This is a genomic window from Streptococcus sp. A25, from assembly GCF_043674095.1.
Taxonomy (GTDB): domain Bacteria; phylum Bacillota; class Bacilli; order Lactobacillales; family Streptococcaceae; genus Streptococcus; species Streptococcus suis_V.
In genome coordinates this window covers 1-16,544 of record NZ_JBIMJO010000013.1, presented here as the reverse complement: position 1 = coordinate 16,544, position 16,544 = coordinate 1, and the positions used below count along the sequence as shown (strand labels likewise).

Here is a 16,544-nt window from a genome sequence, read left to right as displayed (position 1 = left end):
AATCTAGATAGCAAAAAGGCTGGACACACCTGTCCAACCTCATATATTGTAACTCAAGAACGGATACTGTCGATGTTCAAAGAGTATCACATCATATTTTGCGGTTCATTATCAATCACCAAGCGCAAGTCCTGGTTGTCCCGCTCCTGGGTCCAGTCCAAAATCCGATTGAGGACCTGCTCCAGCTGCTCCTCCCGCCGGTACTTGAGAATGATTTGATAATGGTAAAGATTATGGGTACGGGCGATAGGCTTGGGCGTCGGCCCCAAAATCTGAATCTGCTCCGTCAAGTTCTCCCGCAAGAGCTGCACCGTCTCATAGGCCTTTTTGATGACAAGATCCTCCGACTTATGAGAAAAGGTCAAGCCCACCGTGAAATAGTAAGGCGGATAGCCCAGACTTTTCCGAATGCCCATCTCATACTGATAGAAGCCCTCGTAGTCCTGGTTCTTGGCAAAGGCAATGGCATAATGATTGGGATTATAGGTCTGGATAATGACCTCCCCCTCCTTGTCTGCCCGACCTGCTCGACCAGCCACCTGGGTCAATAATTGGAAGGTCCGCTCGGATGACCTGAAGTCTGGCAAATTCAGCGCCGTATCCGCATTGAGCACCCCTACCAAGGTCACATTTGGAAAGTCCAGTCCCTTGGCAATCATCTGGGTCCCCAGCAAGATATCTGCCTCCTGTCGACCAAATTTCTCCAAAAGGGCCTCATGGGCACCTTTTTTCTTGGTCGTGTCCACATCCATCCGAAGGATACGAGCATTCGGCAGCAATTCCTGCAACTCATCATAGGCCTTCTGGGTCCCCGTACCGTAGTAACGAATGGCCCGACTCTGACAGTTAGGACAGACCTGGGGAATGGGCTTTTGAAAATTGCAATAGTGGCAATTCATAGACCGGCTGTCCATGTGCAGGGTCAAAGAAATATCACAGTTTGGACACTGGTCCACCGTCCCACAATCCCGACACATGACAAAGGAAGAATAGCCACGGCGATTGAGCATGAGGACCACCTGCTCCTTACGAGCCAGCTTTTCCTGGATTTTTTCTATCAAAACCGGCGTAAAATTACTAGCCTCATGCTGGCCGATATAATCTCTGAAATCAATGACCTGGACCTCTGGTATCCTGGCCTGCGGATTGGCTCGCTGATTGAGGACCAGCCTACCGTAAAGACCGCGACTGGCACGGGCACGAGTTTCTAGGCTTGGCGTAGCCGACCCCAAAACCAGGACAGCCTGGTTGTAGTCCGCCCGCAGCTTTGCCACGTCTCTGGCATGGTAGCGAGGATTGGAGTCCTGCTTATAGGTCGCCTCATGCTCCTCATCGATGATAATGGCTCCTAGATTTTTTAAGGGAGCAAAAATCGCCGACCTGGCACCGACCACCACCTGGGCCTCCCCCCGCTCAATCTTACGCCACTCGTCGTACTTCTCCCCGTCTGACAGGCCTGAGTGCAGGATGGCCACCTGCTGGCCGAAACGCGCGATAAAACGATTGGTCATCTGGGGCGTCAGCGAAATCTCCGGCACCAGCATGATAGCCGTCTTACCCATCTTGAGGACCTGGTCAATGACCTGCAGATAGACCTCTGTCTTGCCAGAGCCTGTCACCCCCTGCAGCAGATAGGTCTGGCTCTCCTGGCCGACCTTGGACAGGATTTCCTTGACCGCTATGGCCTGCTCTGGATTGAGGGAAAGCGCCTGGCTGACCCCTACCTTATCAAAGAGAGCTTGGGTCCGCGAGACCTCCTCCTCCCAGACTTCTATATAGGCATTTTCTTGGAAATAGCGGAGCGTATCAGCTGAAAAGTCCTTTTTCAAGCTGGCTAGAGGCTGTTCATCAGAATGTTCCAGTAAGTAGGCCTTCAAAGCCAGCCGTTTCTTGGCACGGGCGGGTATCTCTGCTTGCATGAGCTGGTCCCGATTTACCCGGTACCATTTTTCAGTCTTGATTTGCTTTTTGTCCTTGGCCACATAGTCTACCAAGATTTTGCCTGCCTGGGCAAGCCGCATGATGCGGGCCTGCTCAGACACATCCAGGTCTGAAAAACGGACCTGGTCCCTACCGCCAAACAGGCTTTCCTGCTCTGCTATTTCCAAACCAAGCCCAGGACGGAGAATTTTGTCATAGGTCGAGTTGAGGAGGCTGGGTAGCATGGCCTTGAGCAGGGTGATTTTGTAGGCGAATACCGTTTTGCGCATCTGGTCTGCCAGCCAAAATTGCTCCTGGTTGAGGACTGGCGAATAGTCCAGCACTTCCACAATGGGCTTGATGTCCTGGGTCCCCTCTGGCAATTCCTCAGTCAAGCCGACCACGATGCCCTGAATCAGCCGATTACCCTTTCCAAAGGGCACATGGACTCGGATACCAGGTACAATTCCCGCCTCAAATTCTTCAGACACTAGATAGGTATAGGCTTGGTCCGTCTGCATGAGCGGCACGTCTACGATAATCTGTGCGTACATAGGTCCTCCTTTCGTGATGGTTTGGATAGGTTTTACTCTCTTATCAATGGTTCAATAAATACTTCAAAAGACTGTCAAATGGAAAAGAAACCCGGATGGTCCCCCAGCCGAGTTTTGAATTTAGATTTTCTCGCCGTCTTCTTTTTCTTTGGCGATTTGTTCTTTGATTTTGCGCTCTTCTTCTTCAGCCAAGCGTTTTGCTTCTTCAGCCTTGCGACGAACAGCCTCACGTTTCGCTTCTGGGTCTGGATGGATGACCACATTGCCTGCCTCGATTTCTTCCAAGGCACGGAGGGTTGATTTTACAGAAGTAAATTCTTGCGTTGGCTTAGCGCCTGCCTCCAATTCGTGAGCACGCTTAGCCTCTAAAATAACCAATGAATACTTAGATGGTACCTTATCCAGCAAGGTATCAATAGACGGTTTTAACATCATAGGACTTATTCTCTTTTCTAACTTAAATATTTTTAATCATGTCGTTGTACTTGCCAATCACACGGTCCACACGGAAATGTTCCGCCTCAATCACGCGCTTGACCAATTCCGCTGCCTTTGGCACCTCATCATTGACAATGGCATAGTCATACTCACGCATGAGAGCAATCTCTTCCTTGGCACGCTCAATCCGCTGGACAATAACCTCTTCCGAGTCTGTCCCACGACCGACCAAACGGTCTTTGAGCTCTTCCAAATCTGGCGGAGTTAGGAAAATAAAAACTGCATCTGGCACTTTTTTCTTGACCTGGAGGGCACCCTGAACCTCAATCTCAAGAAAGACATCGATTCCCTTGTCCAGGGTTTCATTGACATAGGTCAAGGGTGTACCGTAGTAGTTGCCAACATACTCAGCGTATTCCAGCATTTGTCCCTGACGAATCAACTCCTCAAACTCCTCTCGGCTCCGGAAATGATAATCAACCCCGTCCACCTCACCTGGACGCTGAGCCCGGGTCGTCATAGACACCGAATACTCAAATTTATTACCTGGATGGCTAAAAATTTCCTGCCGAACTGTTCCTTTCCCTACACCAGAAGGACCGGAAAATACGATGAGTAAGCCTCTTTCCTGCATGTTATCTCCTTTAAATCTTTCATTCTAGTGTAGCAAAATTCTCAGCAAATATCAACTGATTTTAAATCTGGAAACCAGATTTTTCCGGCTCTTGAAGAACAACAAAAAGAGCCGAAGCTCCTTCTGTCTTATTTTGCAATGTCAGTTGCTCGTGTTTCACGGATGACCGTAATCTTGATATTTCCTGGATAATCCAGATTATTTTCAATTTTCTCACGGACATCATGAGCCAGAATCGTAATCTTATCATCACTGATTCTATTTGGATGAACGATAATCCGAATCTCACGACCTGCCTGGATAGCATAAGCCTGCTTGATGCCGTCAAAGCTATTAGCAATTTCTTCCAGGTCTTGGAGACGCTTGATATAGGCCTCCATCGATTCACGACGTGAACCTGGACGAGCTGCACTCAAGGCATCCGCTGCTGCAACAATCACAGCAATAGTGCTAGTTGCTTCCACATCACCGTGGTGGCTGGCAACCGTATTGACAACCACTGGATTTTCCTTGTATTTCTTGGTCAATTCTGTACCAATCTCAACGTGGCTACCGTCCACCTCGCGGTCAATCGCCTTACCGACGTCATGCAAGAATCCAGCACGGCGGGCCAAATTAACATTCTCACCCAACTCTGCAGCCAAAATACCTGACAACTTGGCCACCTCAATCGAGTGACGGAGCACATTCTGACCGTAGGAGGTACGGAAATGCAGACGTCCCATAATCTTAATCAAGTCAGGATGCAGGTTAGGAGCGCCTACTTCATAGGCAGCCGCTTCACCATATTCACGGATGCGGTTATCCATCTCAACACGGTATTTCTCCACCAACTCCTCGATACGAGCCGGGTGGATACGACCGTCCTGAAGCAGGGTCTCCATGGTCATCCGCGCGATTTCCCGGCGAATCGGGTCAAAACCGGAAAGGACAACTACCTCAGGCGTATCATCAATGATAACGTCAATCCCTGTCAAGCTTTCAAAGGTGCGGATGTTGCGACCTTCGCGACCGATAATTCGGCCCTTCATGGCATCATCCGGCAGATGAACCGAGGTAATAGTTTGTTCCGCAACATATTCACCCGAAATTCGCTGCATGGCCTGCGCTAGAAGGTCTTTGGCCATCTTATCAGACCGCTCTTTGACCTCTCGCTCAGCCTCCTTGATACGGGTTGCAATCTCGTGGGTCAATTTATCACGAGTCGCTGCAAGAATCTGCTCTTTGGCTTCTTCCTGGCTCAGCGAAGCAACGCGTTCCAACTCAAGAGCTTTCTGCTCTTCTAATTTCGCGACTTCTTGCTCACGCTCATCAATATGTTTAGTTTTATCTGTCAGGCTTTGTTCTTTTTGCTCCAAAGCCTTCTCTTTGTTTGTTAAATTATCATCTTTACGATCTAAGCTACTAGCACGTTCAGTCAATCGTGACTCAATTTGCTTTAATTCTTGTCGTTCTGACTTAAATTCATTTGCTACTTCTTCTCGATATTTACGAGCCTCTTCCTTGGCCTCCAAGAGTAATTCTTTTTTCAAGGTTTGGCGATCACGCTCAGCTGTTTTTAAAATAGCTTCAGCTTGATCTTCCGCACGACCACGAACATTACTTGCTTCTTGTTCAGCATTCAAAAGTGTCAATTCTGCAGTTTCTTTTGCAGCTTTCATCTTCAAAGAAATGGCAAAGTAACCAATTACTAAACCAATGAGAGCAGAAATCAAGGTCACTACAAGTGTAATGATATCCATCTTCCTACCTCTTTCAATTTTATTTTGCATTACACAAAATCTGAATCTATTTTACCATAATTTAAACGATTTCACAATTGCAAATTGACAAATATGGTATAATGTTTTCATCAACCCAAATGGAGGAAATTATGACCAAAGAAGTTATTGTAGAAAGTTTTGAACTGGACCACACTATCGTCAAAGCCCCGTATATCCGCTTGATTTCTGAGGAGATTGGACCAAAGGGTGATGTCATCACCAACTTTGATATTCGCCTCATCCAACCCAATGAAAATGCCATGGATACAGCGGGGTTGCACACCATTGAACACCTGCTGGCTAAGCTGATTCGCCAACGGATTGACGGACTCATCGACTGCTCACCTTTCGGTTGCCGAACCGGTTTTCACATGATTATGTGGGGCAAGCAAGATTCTGTCCAAATCGCTGAAGTCATTAAATCTAGTTTGGAAGAAATCGCAGACGGCATTAGCTGGGAAGATGTTCCTGGGACAACCATCGAGTCTTGTGGTAACTACAAGGACCACAGCCTCCATTCTGCCAAAGAATGGGCCAAACTAATCCTTTCTCAGGGCATTTCGACAGATGCCTTTGAACGAAAACCCATTTAAGGAGCTTGGTCTGAAGAAAATCTTTCTTACTGGTCTGGCACTGGCTAGCCTGATGATGCTGTCAGCTTGCGGTAACAAGACAGTTTTTGACACCAACTACACCTTCAATTACGCCCAGGTCAAACTTCCCGATGGAAGCGTCAAGACTGGTAAGGTCAAAGAGTGGACTGATTACAGCGATGGCGACCAATTGCAAATTCGCTTTGAAGACGGAACGACCTATCTCGTCCATTCCAGCCAGGCAGTTTTGTCTGTAGATGAAATTGAAACCACACCATAACATCAAAAAAGCGGTCTCCCGCTTTTTTCTTATATTCCTAATAATCTAAGGCATCCGCATTTCCACGCGCATTTCCGACAAAGTAACCGGTCTTAGCATTGATAGAAAAGAGATAGGTACCATCTGGTTTAAACATATTGTAGTAGCCATTACCATTGATGATATTGACCTTCTCCAAGATATACTGATTACCTGTGATATAGCCACGTTTTTGAGATGTTTCGACAATTTTTTCCAAAATACCTGGGTTAAAGGTCCAAGCAGGATTGTTAACGTCATCAATCATGGCTTGGTTATAAGGCACGCGGCTCAAGTGACGTTGCAAGGTCACACCAGGAGGAACTGGAATCCCGAATTGGGATGCTGCATTTTGCACTTCGGCAGGACTTGTTGACGCGCTGGCAAGCGCTGATGCTGCACTTGATTCTGCGGGAGCTGGTGCTGGAGTTCCAGCCTGGGCAGCTGGCGCTGCTTGTTCAGCCGGTGCAACCGCTCCAGCAACAGCCTGTTGGTTTTCCTCTTGTGATCGAGCAAAGTTAACAGCTGAAGTGATCGTCGCATCAACACCGCTGATTCCAGTCGCAACCGCTTCTAGAGTTGCTCCAGCCTTAACAGTCGCCGTGGTATCCAATTCGCCATCAACAAGAATCGGCTTATCAAATTGTTCATTGATGCCGTTGACAGCTGCGATAGCTTTTTCTAATTTATCATAGTTGGCCTTGGCTTCCTTATAAGCATCACTGTCTGGATCAATCTTGTCCAAGAGTGCCTTTAATTCCTCTAATTTACCAAATTCTGAATTCTTCAATTTAGACAAGCTCGAATCCGTAAAGAAGCTCTCGTACAGCTTGGTAAAGTCTGTAAACTCGGATGGAGTTGAGCTTGATGAGGTTGTACTAGAAGACTGTTTGGTCGAACTTGATGACGAAGTGCTAGAAGCTGTCTGACCTGCATTATTTTGGTTCATCCAGAAAAAGAGGGAAGCCAAAATAGCAATCAATGCCGCCAAGAGGGTTCCAAAAATCCAGAATCCTTTTTTCTTGGGCTTTTCTTCGGATCCATCTGTCAAATCAAAATAAGCGACTTCTTCTGCAGGAGTTTTTAGAGGCTCAACAACAGGGCTTGACTCAACTGGCTTCGGTTCTTCTTGTGAATGTGCTGCCACAGCTGCAGCTGCCGTTTCCAACTCATCCGAAGTCAAGCTAGCTGATTCAACCACCGGAATAACAGTCGAATCCTTGATGACAGGGATTGTTCTTGTCTCAAATTTTTGAGATTCAATCTCATCTCGGTGTTGCTTGATGTAGCGGTCTAAAAGGCCATCCGTATCGGTAATGCCAGCCTCAATTTCCTGCTGTTTTTGTACTGCCTGACCGATGGTCATATCTTTTGCTGCTTCAAAGTCCAGAATCTGCTCGTCCTTAACTGGCTCTGCTTGTGCCTTCTCATGTTTCTTTGACATATCTACCTCACTTTATTTTATGAACGTTTTACTCGTTGACCAAAGAATTGATACAAGTCAACCTTCAGCGTACCATTGTATAATTTCCGTTTTTTATCTGCTTGTTTTCCAAACCGCTGCTCAAATTGCTCGTCGCTGGTCAAGATAAATTTAGACCATGTTTTTAAAGGCTCAAAGGTTTGCCCCATTTCTTGGTAGAGCTTGATAATGGCCTCATCATCCAACAAACGCTCACCGTAAGGTGGGTTTGAAATAATAACACCATTTATCTTGTCTGTATGCAAGTCCTGCAGGCGCATTTGCTTAAAGACAATATCTTGGTCTACTTCGGCCGCAAAGGCATTTTTCTTGGCCATTTCAACCATACGGGCATCGATGTCTGAACCGGAAATGTCCAAGACTAGGTCAGATTTAACCGCTGCCTGCGCATTTTTGCGAGCTTGTGCAACCAGCTCCTCATCAACCCAAGGCCATTCTTCAAAGGCAAAACTGCGTTTGAGCCCCGGAGCCATATTCTTAGCCAACATGGCCGCCTCAATACAGAAAGTGCCCGAACCACAAGTCGGATCAATCAAAGGCTTGTCTGGGTACCAGTTAGACAGCTGTAAAATGGCTGCCGCCATATTTTCCTTAATGGGCGCGCCACCTTTTTCAACGCGGTAGCCACGTTTGAAGAGGCTGGAACCCGTCGTGTCAATCAATACCGTGGCCACATCTTTCAGGATGGAGACTTCAATCTTAAACTCTGCCCCAACTTCCTGCAAGGGAACGCCTTCTGGACGCGAAAAATGCTTTTGCAACTTTTTCACGACAGCCTTTTTAGAAATGGCCTGTACACTCGGCTCATTGTGGAGCTTGGATTTGACACATTTGGCTTTTGAAATAGGAAATTTACTGCCCAAGGGTAGATAGTTTTCCCAGTCCAAGGCAAAGACCCCCTGGAAGAGTTCCTCAAAGGTGCGTGCGGGAAAACTCCCCACGATAATTTTAATCCGGTCTGCCGAACGCAACCAAAGGTTGGTTTCAATGATAGATTTGACATCACCTTGGAAACGCACGCGCCCATTTTCAACCTGACAGTCGTAGCCCAGTTCTCGAATTTCACGACCAACGACCGCCTCTAAACCAGCCGCCGCTGTCGCAATCAATTCAAATTGTTTTTTCATCTTTTTCCTCTATAATAAAAGCTAGCAAAGCTAGCCACCTATTATGTAATTTTCTATAAGCCATGTTTTGTTCCAGTGGTACTAGGTCCTACCACCTTCGATAATCATCTGTCTACCGCTTACGCAGTCAGGATTTCTGTTCTACTCTGGGAGTACCGTTCCATCCATCCCATGCCCCGACCAAAGTTTGGGTTGCTAGCTTGAGGGGTTTACCGCGTTCCATTTTTTACGTTTCCATAAAAACTTCGTCACTGTGGCACTTTCAGGCCTACTCTGGCATATCCAAGGACGTAGCCATTTTAACCGCCGTAACGTCAAAGACGTCCCTAGGCTTATTGGTTCGCCTAGCACAAACACTACCAGCATTGCAGCTGGTGCTAGCATGGACTTTCCTCATGGTAGATTACTACCACGCGATTATCCGAAAATTACACATGTCTATCTACTACTCTTGGGCAATCTGTTTACCAAAGACTTCTTTCTCCAGACGATTGATGCGACGGAGAATATCAAAGTTTGTGGCTGAACTCATCCGCTCTGCACGGAAAGCTTCTGGCTCCTCTGCAACAGGGGCTGGTTGACGAGAAGCATTTGCCAGCTGGGCTTTAAGCCTAGCGATCTCGCCCTTCAATTCCTTTACAATGGCTTCATAGGCATCGTAATCCTTCATGATTTCATCAAGAAAATCATTGACCTCGTCTTGATCATAACCACGAAAACCAATCTTAAAATCCTGCTCAAAAATATCCTTTGTCGTCAACTTAATACTCGCCATCTGTCTCATCCTTTTCTTTAAACATCACTACTTCTATTATATTAAAAAAAATAAGGAAAAATCAAGCCAAATCACTCAGAATTAGAAAAATTTTCCGCTACTTCATTTAAATCATCAAAACTCAGTACCTTAACAGTATAATCTTCTTTGTTTACGATTGAAGTATAGAGATATTTCAAGTTTGTTTCATTTTCAGGATCATAGAATAAATAGGCTCCCTCCGTATGGTCCAACAAGAACTGGTTAATCAGCTTAAATTGCCCAGGATTTTCATAGCGAACATAGAGGTATTTAACAAAATCCACCTGCTTAAATCGGGCTAGCTTGACTTGGTTAGCTTCGTTCCAATTCTCTCCATGGCTTTCAAAGGAAAAAATGGTAGCCATCTGAAAGTCATAGCCTTCCTGCCTCAAATCCAACAAAACTTCCAAACACCAATACTCAAAGCCCAGATTTCCAGTCAGAATAAACCACTCTACCCCATCATTTTCTAAAAACTTGATCAGGTCTCTGCGAATAGCCTCTTTGATGATGACTAATTTTGTATCCTTATCTGAAAAAATTCCCAAATCAGTATGACGATAGCCTGTTACTAAAAAGCTCTTAATGTGCATTTCTTGTACTCTTTTCCCTAATTATGGTATAATATGCTGATATTATTTTATCAGTAAGGAGTTCTATGGTCAATTATCCTCATCAGATAAATAGGAAAATCACTAGAACAAAAAAAGATTCTGCAAAGGAAACGGTTAATTTTGCCAATCGTGGGATGTCCTTTGAAGCTGCTATCAATGAGAGCAATGCTTACTACCTTTCACATGGAATTGCGGTCATTCATAAGAAACCAACACCTGTCCAGATTGTCAAGGTAGACTACCCAAAACGAAGTCGGGCCAAAATTGTCGAAGCTTATTTCAGACAGGCCTCAACAACGGACTATTCCGGCGTTTTCAAGGGACATTACATTGACTTTGAAGCCAAGGAAACCCGTCAGAAGACCTCCATGCCCATGAAAAACTTTCATGCCCACCAGTTGGAACATATGCAGGAAGTTGTCAAGCAAGGCGGTATCTGCTTTGTCCTTCTACACTTTTCAGAATTAAAAGAATCTTACTTACTCCCGGCAAAAGAGCTGATAGATTACTATCAAGCTGTTCAGGGCAATAAATCCATGCCCTTGCACTATGTTCGCGAGCATGGCTATGCCTTTCAGTTAGGGACCCATCCCAGCGTCCCCTATCTGACCATTGTCGAAGAAAAACTATTAGGTGGTGACTCAGTTGAAAAATCCAACCCTTAAGAAAGCACTCTTGCTTATCACAAACGTCGGAATTATCGCATTCTTAACAACGGTAATTATCGGTGGTCTTGTGACCCTATTCTTTATCTTTACAGCTCCTAAACTGACAGAAGACTCTCTTACTGCGACCGTGTCGAGTAAGATTTATGACAAGGACGGGGCTCTAATTGCAGACTTGGGGGCAGAAAAACGTTCCAATGCTACTACTGCTGAAATTCCGACCGACTTGGTCAACGCTATCGTAGCCATTGAAGACCAGCGTTACTTCAACCACCGCGGTGTAGACGTCATTCGTATCGCTGGCTCCTTCCTCAATAATCTACGAGGAGGACGTCTTCAAGGGGGGTCGACACTGGATCAGCAGTTGATTAAGTTGACCTACTTCTCAACATCTGCCCAGGACCAAAATATTAAGCGGAAAATCCAAGAAGCCTGGATGGCTCTACAGTTGGAAAGACGAAATACCAAGCAGGAAATTTTGACGTACTACATCAATAAAGTGTATATGTCAAACGGAAACTATGGTATGAAGACGGCTGCCAAGACCTTCTACGGAAAAGAACTCAATCAATTGACCCTTCCTCAATTGGCTCTACTGGCAGGTATGCCCCAGGCTCCTAACCAATACGACCCCTACACTCAGCCAGAAACTGCAAAAGCACGTCGGGACTTGGTTCTAGGAGAAATGTTAGAAGAAAAATACATTACGGCTGAACAGCACGAGCAGGCAGTCCTATCACCGGTGACAGACGGTCTCCAGCCCCTGTCAAATGCACCCGCCTATCCAGCCTACATGGACAACTACCTGAAAGAGGTTATCAATGAAGTCGAAGAAAAAACCGGCTACAATCTCTTAACCACAGGTATGGAGGTCTACACCAACGTTGACTCAGCTGCCCAACAACAGCTCTGGAATATCTATAACACAGACATGTACGTGGCCTATCCAGATCCAACCTTCCAGGTAGCTTCAACTGTTATCGATGTTACCAACGGACACGTCGTTGCCCAGCTCGGCGGGCGTAATCAAAACAGTAATTCTTCATTCGGTACCAACCAAGCCGTTGAAACCAACCGCGACTTTGGTTCTACTATGAAGCCAATTACAGACTACGCACCTGCTATTGAAGAGGGTATTTATAAATCGACTGCTGACACTATATTGGATGCGCCTTATAATTATCCCGGCACTACCACTCCAGTCAATAACTGGGATAATGCTTACTTCGGCAATGTGACCCTCAAAACAGCCATCCAATCTTCTCGTAATACCACTGCCATCAAGGCACTACAGGCTGTTGGTTTTGAAAATTCATTAAAATTCTTGAACAAGCTCGGTATCGACTACCCAGAAATGTTCTATTCTAATGCTATTTCCAGCAACACAACCAATCCTGATAAAAAATACGGTGCTAGTAGTGAAAAAATGGCCGCAGCCTTTGCTGCCTTTGCTAACGGTGGTACCTACTACAAACCACAGTATGTCAACAAGATTGTCTACACCGACGGAACAACTACTGAGTTTGAACCTGAAGGCAGTCGTGCAATGAGCCCTGAAACAGCCTACATGATGGTCGATATGTTGAAGAGCGTATTGACATCTGGCCCAGGTACTAATGCTGCCATCTATGGCATTCCTCAAGCTGGTAAAACCGGTACTTCCAACTACCCAGACGATGAGATGAAGGAAATCATTGCCTCTACTCCTGGAGCAAGTTATAGTAGTATAGTTGTTCCTGACGAGAACTTCGTTGGCTTCTCTACTAAATACTCTATGGCTGTCTGGACAGGATACAGCAATCGTAAGATTCCAGTATTGGATAGTGGCATGCGTGTCGCAACCGATGTCTATCGGAATATGATGACTTATCTAAATCCTGTTGGAACTGCAGATTGGGAAATACCTGACGGTCTCTACCGTTATGGAAACAACGTCTACATAAACGGCTATACTGGTCCAGTTTATAACTACTATAGCTATAGCAGGACAACCAGTGAGACGAGCGAAGAGTCCTCAACGGAACCTACAACTAGTGAGGATACGAGTACTGAAAATTCTAGCGATGCTCAATCAACAGAAACTGGTTCCGAAACAGGCAATTCTTCTGAACAACCAACCACTCCATCTGCTGACTCACAAGGTCAGTAAGACTCAACCTTGAAAGGCAACTATCGCCTTCCAAGGTTTTTCTTTTGTTGAAAATTATGATAAGATAGGACTATGAAACCCGAAGTATTTTACAAGACCTTGGCAGACCAAGGAATTCAATTAACAGAACAGCAGAAAAACCAATTCCACCGCTACTTTGAACTCCTAGTAGAATGGAACGAAAAAATCAACCTGACAGCTATTACCCAGGAAGAGGACGTTTATCTCAAGCACTTTTATGATTCTATTGCACCAATCCTGCAGGGTCATATTCAAAATCAAGCACTCAAACTCTTGGACATCGGGGCTGGTGCAGGTTTTCCTAGCCTGCCCATGAAAATTATCTATCCTGAACTGGACGTGACCATCATTGACTCCCTCAACAAACGAATCAATTTCCTGCATCTTCTGGCTGAGGAGCTGGGCTTGGACAAGGTCCATTTCTACCATGGACGAGCAGAGGATTTTGCCCAGGACAAGAAATTCCGGGCCCAATTTGATATCGTGACCGCTCGCGCAGTAGCCCGCATGCAAATCCTATCAGAATTGACCATCCCCTATCTCAAGCTCAATGGCAAGCTGATTGCCCTCAAAGCATCCAGTGCCGAGGACGAATTGACCCAGGCCAAAAATGCTCTCAACCTCTTGTTCGCAAAGGTCTTGGAGAATCATGATTATGAGCTGCCCAATGGCGACCCGCGTACCCTAACCATTGTCGAAAAGAAAAAGGAAACCCCGAACAAGTTTCCACGCAAGGCAGGCATGCCCAATAAACGACCACTATAAGAACCGGCATTCACAGCACGGTGCCTGAGCACTTATCTACATGTACCTTACTTGTGAATATAATTTCAAAAACGAGTTTCGCTATCGAAACTCGTTTTTTCTTATCTTATGCCCAAGGGTTGTAAAACCTACCATCATTGATAAAGAATAGGCTAATCGTTACTAGAACCAGTAGAGCGATGATGGATAGGACCAGATAGTCCATTTTTTTCAGGGGCTGGTAAGTATACCAGGTCCGCTTTTTATTTTTTCCGAAACGGCGCAATTCCATGGCAGTTGAAATGGTATCAATCCGACCAAGTGAGCTGAAAATCAAAGGGATAACCAAGGCTAGATTACCCTTGATCCGGTCCATCAATTTGGCTTTCTTGGACAATTCCAGGCCACGCGCCTCTTGAGACATGCGAATGGCATAAAATTCTTCCTGAATATCTGGTATGTAGCGCATGGTCAGACTGACAGCGTAGGCAACCTTATAGGGCACCCCGATTGTATTCAAGCTGGAGGCAAATTGACTAGGGTGGGTTGTCATCAAAAAGATAATGGCCAGAGGAACTGTACAAAAGTACTTGAGCAATAAATTCAGCAAGTAAAACAATTGCTGGCTAGTCACGGAGTATTGCCCCAAACCTTTGAAAAGGACAGTCTCCGCCCCATAGAGTTCTACCCCATACTTAGGCGCAAAGACATACACCATGGTCGCATTCAGGAGGGCAAAAATGGTCGTGAAAATCAGAACGAAAGACACCTTCCTGTAATCAATGCCCGATAGCTTGAAAAGACTGAGGGAAAAGAGGGCGATGAAAATAATCAGACGCGTATCGTAGGTAATCATGGCCAAGATGGACACAATCAAGAAAAAGAGGAGCTTGCTGACAGCAGATAGTTCATAAATAAAGCCCCGTCCCTGCTGGTAGCCGATAAGTGCTTGCTGGCTCATAGCTTTCTCCTTTCTTCCTGCATGTAGTAGTTGGTCAAGGCCAGAGGGTCCACTCCCATTCTCTGAGCCAAATGGAAAATAGAGGTCTCTTTCAAATTAGCCTGGTCAATGATAGCAGCATCCGAAAGGATTTCCGCTGGGGACTGGTCCGCAATAATCTGACCATCCACCACAACAAGGGCCCGGTCCGAATAATCCAGCATCAGCTGCATATCGTGGGTAATCATGACAATGGTATGACCTTGTCGATTGAGCTCGTCTAAGAAATCCATCATCTCACGGTAATGACGCTCATCCTGCCCAGCTGTTGGCTCATCCAGCAGAATAATTTCCGGCTCCAGTACCAAAATGGAGGCAATGGTCACCCGCTTCTTCTGACCGTAGGATAGGGCTGAAATCGGCCACTTACGGAATGAATAGAGACCACAAACTTCCAGAGCCTTATGCACCCGCTTTTCGAGTTCTTCTTGACCCACTCCACGCATTCTCAAACCGAGAGCCACTTCATCAAAAATCATGGTCTGGCTGATCATCTGATTGGGATTTTGCAGGACATAGCCAATCCGCTCGGCCCGTTCTTTGACCGAATCGTCCTTGATGGATTGCCCCTGCCAGATAAAGTCTCCTTCCACATCCAGAAAACCACAGAGAGCCTTGGCTAGGGTCGATTTTCCGGCTCCATTTTTCCCGACAATAGCCAGACGTTCCCCCTTATAGAGGGTGAAATGGATGTCCTTGAGGGCCTGTTTCTGCGGATAGGAGAAGTTCAGGTTTTTAACCTCTAGCAAGCTCGGCTTGGCAAGGACCTCTTCTCGGTCTAAGAGCAAATCCACTGATTGAAGTCCTGTCAAATCAAGACCTGACAGGCTTGATAAAGAATTTGCCTGCTCCAGAGGGTAGCCCATAGCCCGTAGGGTTGCCAAATAGAGTGGCTCGCGGATGCCATTTTCCACCAAGAGCTTGGTCTGCAAGAGTTGATCCGGCTGACCGTTGAATAGGATTTGTCCCGCATTGATGAGAACGATGCGGTCCACCTGTCTATAAAGAACATCTTCCAAGCGATGCTCGATGATAATGGTGGTCGCTCCCTCCTGCTGGTGCAGGCGATCAATCAAGTCAATGGTGTCCTGTCCAGACTTGGGATCCAGATTGGCCAGTGGTTCATCAAAGAGCAAAATCGGACTTTCATCAATCAGGACACCTGCCAGACTGACCCGTTGCTTCTGTCCACCAGACAGGTCCTGGGGACGGTGGTTGAGAAGCTGGTTTAATTCCAAACGATTGGACCAATCAGCCACTTTTTGCTGCATCAGTTCTTGACTTTCCATGTCATTTTCCAAGGCAAAGGCCAAATCCTCTGCCACAGACAGACCGATAAACTGACCGTCCGTATCCTGCAAAACAGTCGATACTAGCAGGGATTTTTCATAAATAGACAGGTCAAAAGCCTCCTGACCATCTATCAAGAGCTGGCCGCTATGACTACCTTGGTAAATATTGGGAATAATGCCGTTAAGACATTGACCCAGTGTTGACTTACCAGAGCCCGAAGGTCCAACAATCAAGACTTTCTCACCTTTATATATGCTTAAGTTGATATCCCTCAATGTCGGCTCCTGCTGGGCCTTGTATTGAAAGCTAAAATCCTTGAATTCAATGAGTTTTTCCATAGTACCTATTATACCAAAAAGATGATTGAAAATCGGCCCCGCGTTGTAAAATGAAGTGCAACAAAAAAGACATGTTCGTCTGATATACTAGAATTCCCCAACTCAGTATAGAAA

The 16,544-nt window shown here is 45.9% G+C and carries 15 protein-coding genes and 1 other RNA gene; 5 read left to right on the top strand and 11 right to left on the bottom strand.

Annotated elements, in window-relative coordinates; translation table 11 throughout:
- Positions 1–86: 86 nt before the first annotated feature.
- The 4 genes from ACHBID_RS06995 to ACHBID_RS06980 all read right to left on the bottom strand — a co-directional run bounded on the left by ACHBID_RS06995 (position 87) and on the right by ACHBID_RS06980 (position 5,288).
- The gene (locus ACHBID_RS06995; RefSeq protein WP_172063249.1) at positions 87–2,474 is read right to left on the bottom strand and encodes a primosomal protein N'; all 2,388 of its coding nucleotides are present in this window, start codon (positions 2,472–2,474) and stop codon (positions 87–89) included.
- 120 nt (positions 2,475–2,594) lie between these two features.
- On the bottom strand, positions 2,595–2,909 hold the full coding sequence (rpoZ, locus tag ACHBID_RS06990) for a DNA-directed RNA polymerase subunit omega (RefSeq protein WP_105111224.1): 315 nt from the start codon (positions 2,907–2,909) through the stop codon (positions 2,595–2,597).
- Between the two features lie 22 nt (positions 2,910–2,931).
- A complete protein-coding gene (gene gmk / locus ACHBID_RS06985; RefSeq protein ID WP_172009478.1) occupies positions 2,932–3,546 on the bottom strand; it encodes a guanylate kinase in 615 nt (204 codons plus the stop codon).
- 128 nt (positions 3,547–3,674) lie between these two features.
- The gene (locus ACHBID_RS06980) at positions 3,675–5,288 is read right to left on the bottom strand and encodes a ribonuclease Y (RefSeq protein WP_105111222.1); all 1,614 of its coding nucleotides are present in this window, start codon (positions 5,286–5,288) and stop codon (positions 3,675–3,677) included.
- 131 nt (positions 5,289–5,419) lie between these two features.
- Here ACHBID_RS06980 and ACHBID_RS06975 point away from each other — a divergent pair, with 131 nt between their 5' ends.
- Both ACHBID_RS06975 and ACHBID_RS06970 read left to right on the top strand, forming a co-directional pair.
- Entirely contained in the window at positions 5,420–5,902 is a 483-nt protein-coding gene (locus tag ACHBID_RS06975) for an S-ribosylhomocysteine lyase (RefSeq protein ID WP_105123447.1), read from the top strand.
- A complete protein-coding gene (locus ACHBID_RS06970) occupies positions 5,877–6,182 on the top strand; it encodes a hypothetical protein (RefSeq protein WP_394732070.1) in 306 nt (101 codons plus the stop codon). The genes ACHBID_RS06975 and ACHBID_RS06970 overlap by 26 nt, the downstream gene beginning before the upstream one ends.
- A gap of 37 nt (positions 6,183–6,219) precedes the next feature.
- Here ACHBID_RS06970 and ACHBID_RS06965 read toward each other — a convergent pair whose 3' ends face one another.
- The 5 genes from ACHBID_RS06965 to ACHBID_RS06945 all read right to left on the bottom strand — a co-directional run bounded on the left by ACHBID_RS06965 (position 6,220) and on the right by ACHBID_RS06945 (position 10,193).
- Positions 6,220–7,644 carry a cell division site-positioning protein MapZ family protein gene (locus tag ACHBID_RS06965; RefSeq protein ID WP_394732069.1) on the bottom strand — a complete coding sequence of 475 codons (1,425 nt, stop codon included), beginning with the start codon at positions 7,642–7,644 and terminating at the stop codon, positions 6,220–6,222.
- A 17-nt stretch (positions 7,645–7,661) separates the two neighbouring features.
- Positions 7,662–8,810, bottom strand: a complete 1,149-nt coding sequence (locus tag ACHBID_RS06960; RefSeq protein WP_172059477.1) for a class I SAM-dependent RNA methyltransferase — start codon at positions 8,808–8,810, stop codon at positions 7,662–7,664.
- A 51-nt stretch (positions 8,811–8,861) separates the two neighbouring features.
- An RNA gene (rnpB, locus tag ACHBID_RS06955) (RNase P RNA component class B) lies at positions 8,862–9,239 on the bottom strand.
- A 16-nt stretch (positions 9,240–9,255) separates the two neighbouring features.
- Positions 9,256–9,585, bottom strand: coding sequence for a cell division regulator GpsB (gene gpsB, locus ACHBID_RS06950; protein WP_105111217.1), 330 nt, complete (start codon positions 9,583–9,585; stop codon positions 9,256–9,258).
- Between the two features lie 71 nt (positions 9,586–9,656).
- Positions 9,657–10,193 carry a DUF1273 domain-containing protein gene (locus ACHBID_RS06945; protein ID WP_394732089.1) on the bottom strand — a complete coding sequence of 179 codons (537 nt, stop codon included), beginning with the start codon at positions 10,191–10,193 and terminating at the stop codon, positions 9,657–9,659.
- A 71-nt stretch (positions 10,194–10,264) separates the two neighbouring features.
- On the opposite strand from ACHBID_RS06945, the gene recU reads away from it, so the two are divergent.
- The 3 genes from recU (at position 10,265) to rsmG (ending at position 13,820) form a co-directional block, all read left to right on the top strand.
- Positions 10,265–10,885, top strand: coding sequence for a Holliday junction resolvase RecU (recU, locus tag ACHBID_RS06940; RefSeq protein WP_105111215.1), 621 nt, complete (start codon positions 10,265–10,267; stop codon positions 10,883–10,885).
- 31 nt (positions 10,886–10,916) lie between these two features.
- Positions 10,917–13,034, top strand: coding sequence for a penicillin-binding protein PBP1A (gene pbp1a / locus ACHBID_RS06935; RefSeq protein ID WP_394732088.1), 2,118 nt, complete (start codon positions 10,917–10,919; stop codon positions 13,032–13,034).
- Between the two features lie 72 nt (positions 13,035–13,106).
- A complete protein-coding gene (gene rsmG / locus ACHBID_RS06930) occupies positions 13,107–13,820 on the top strand; it encodes a 16S rRNA (guanine(527)-N(7))-methyltransferase RsmG (RefSeq protein WP_394732068.1) in 714 nt (237 codons plus the stop codon).
- A gap of 106 nt (positions 13,821–13,926) precedes the next feature.
- Here rsmG and ACHBID_RS06925 read toward each other — a convergent pair whose 3' ends face one another.
- Together ACHBID_RS06925 and ACHBID_RS06920 are read right to left on the bottom strand one after the other, a co-directional pair.
- The gene (locus tag ACHBID_RS06925) at positions 13,927–14,760 is read right to left on the bottom strand and encodes an energy-coupling factor transporter transmembrane protein EcfT (protein ID WP_105111212.1); all 834 of its coding nucleotides are present in this window, start codon (positions 14,758–14,760) and stop codon (positions 13,927–13,929) included.
- A complete protein-coding gene (locus ACHBID_RS06920; RefSeq protein WP_394732067.1) occupies positions 14,757–16,430 on the bottom strand; it encodes an ABC transporter ATP-binding protein in 1,674 nt (557 codons plus the stop codon). The genes ACHBID_RS06925 and ACHBID_RS06920 overlap by 4 nt, the downstream gene beginning before the upstream one ends.
- Positions 16,431–16,544 lie beyond the last annotated feature (114 nt).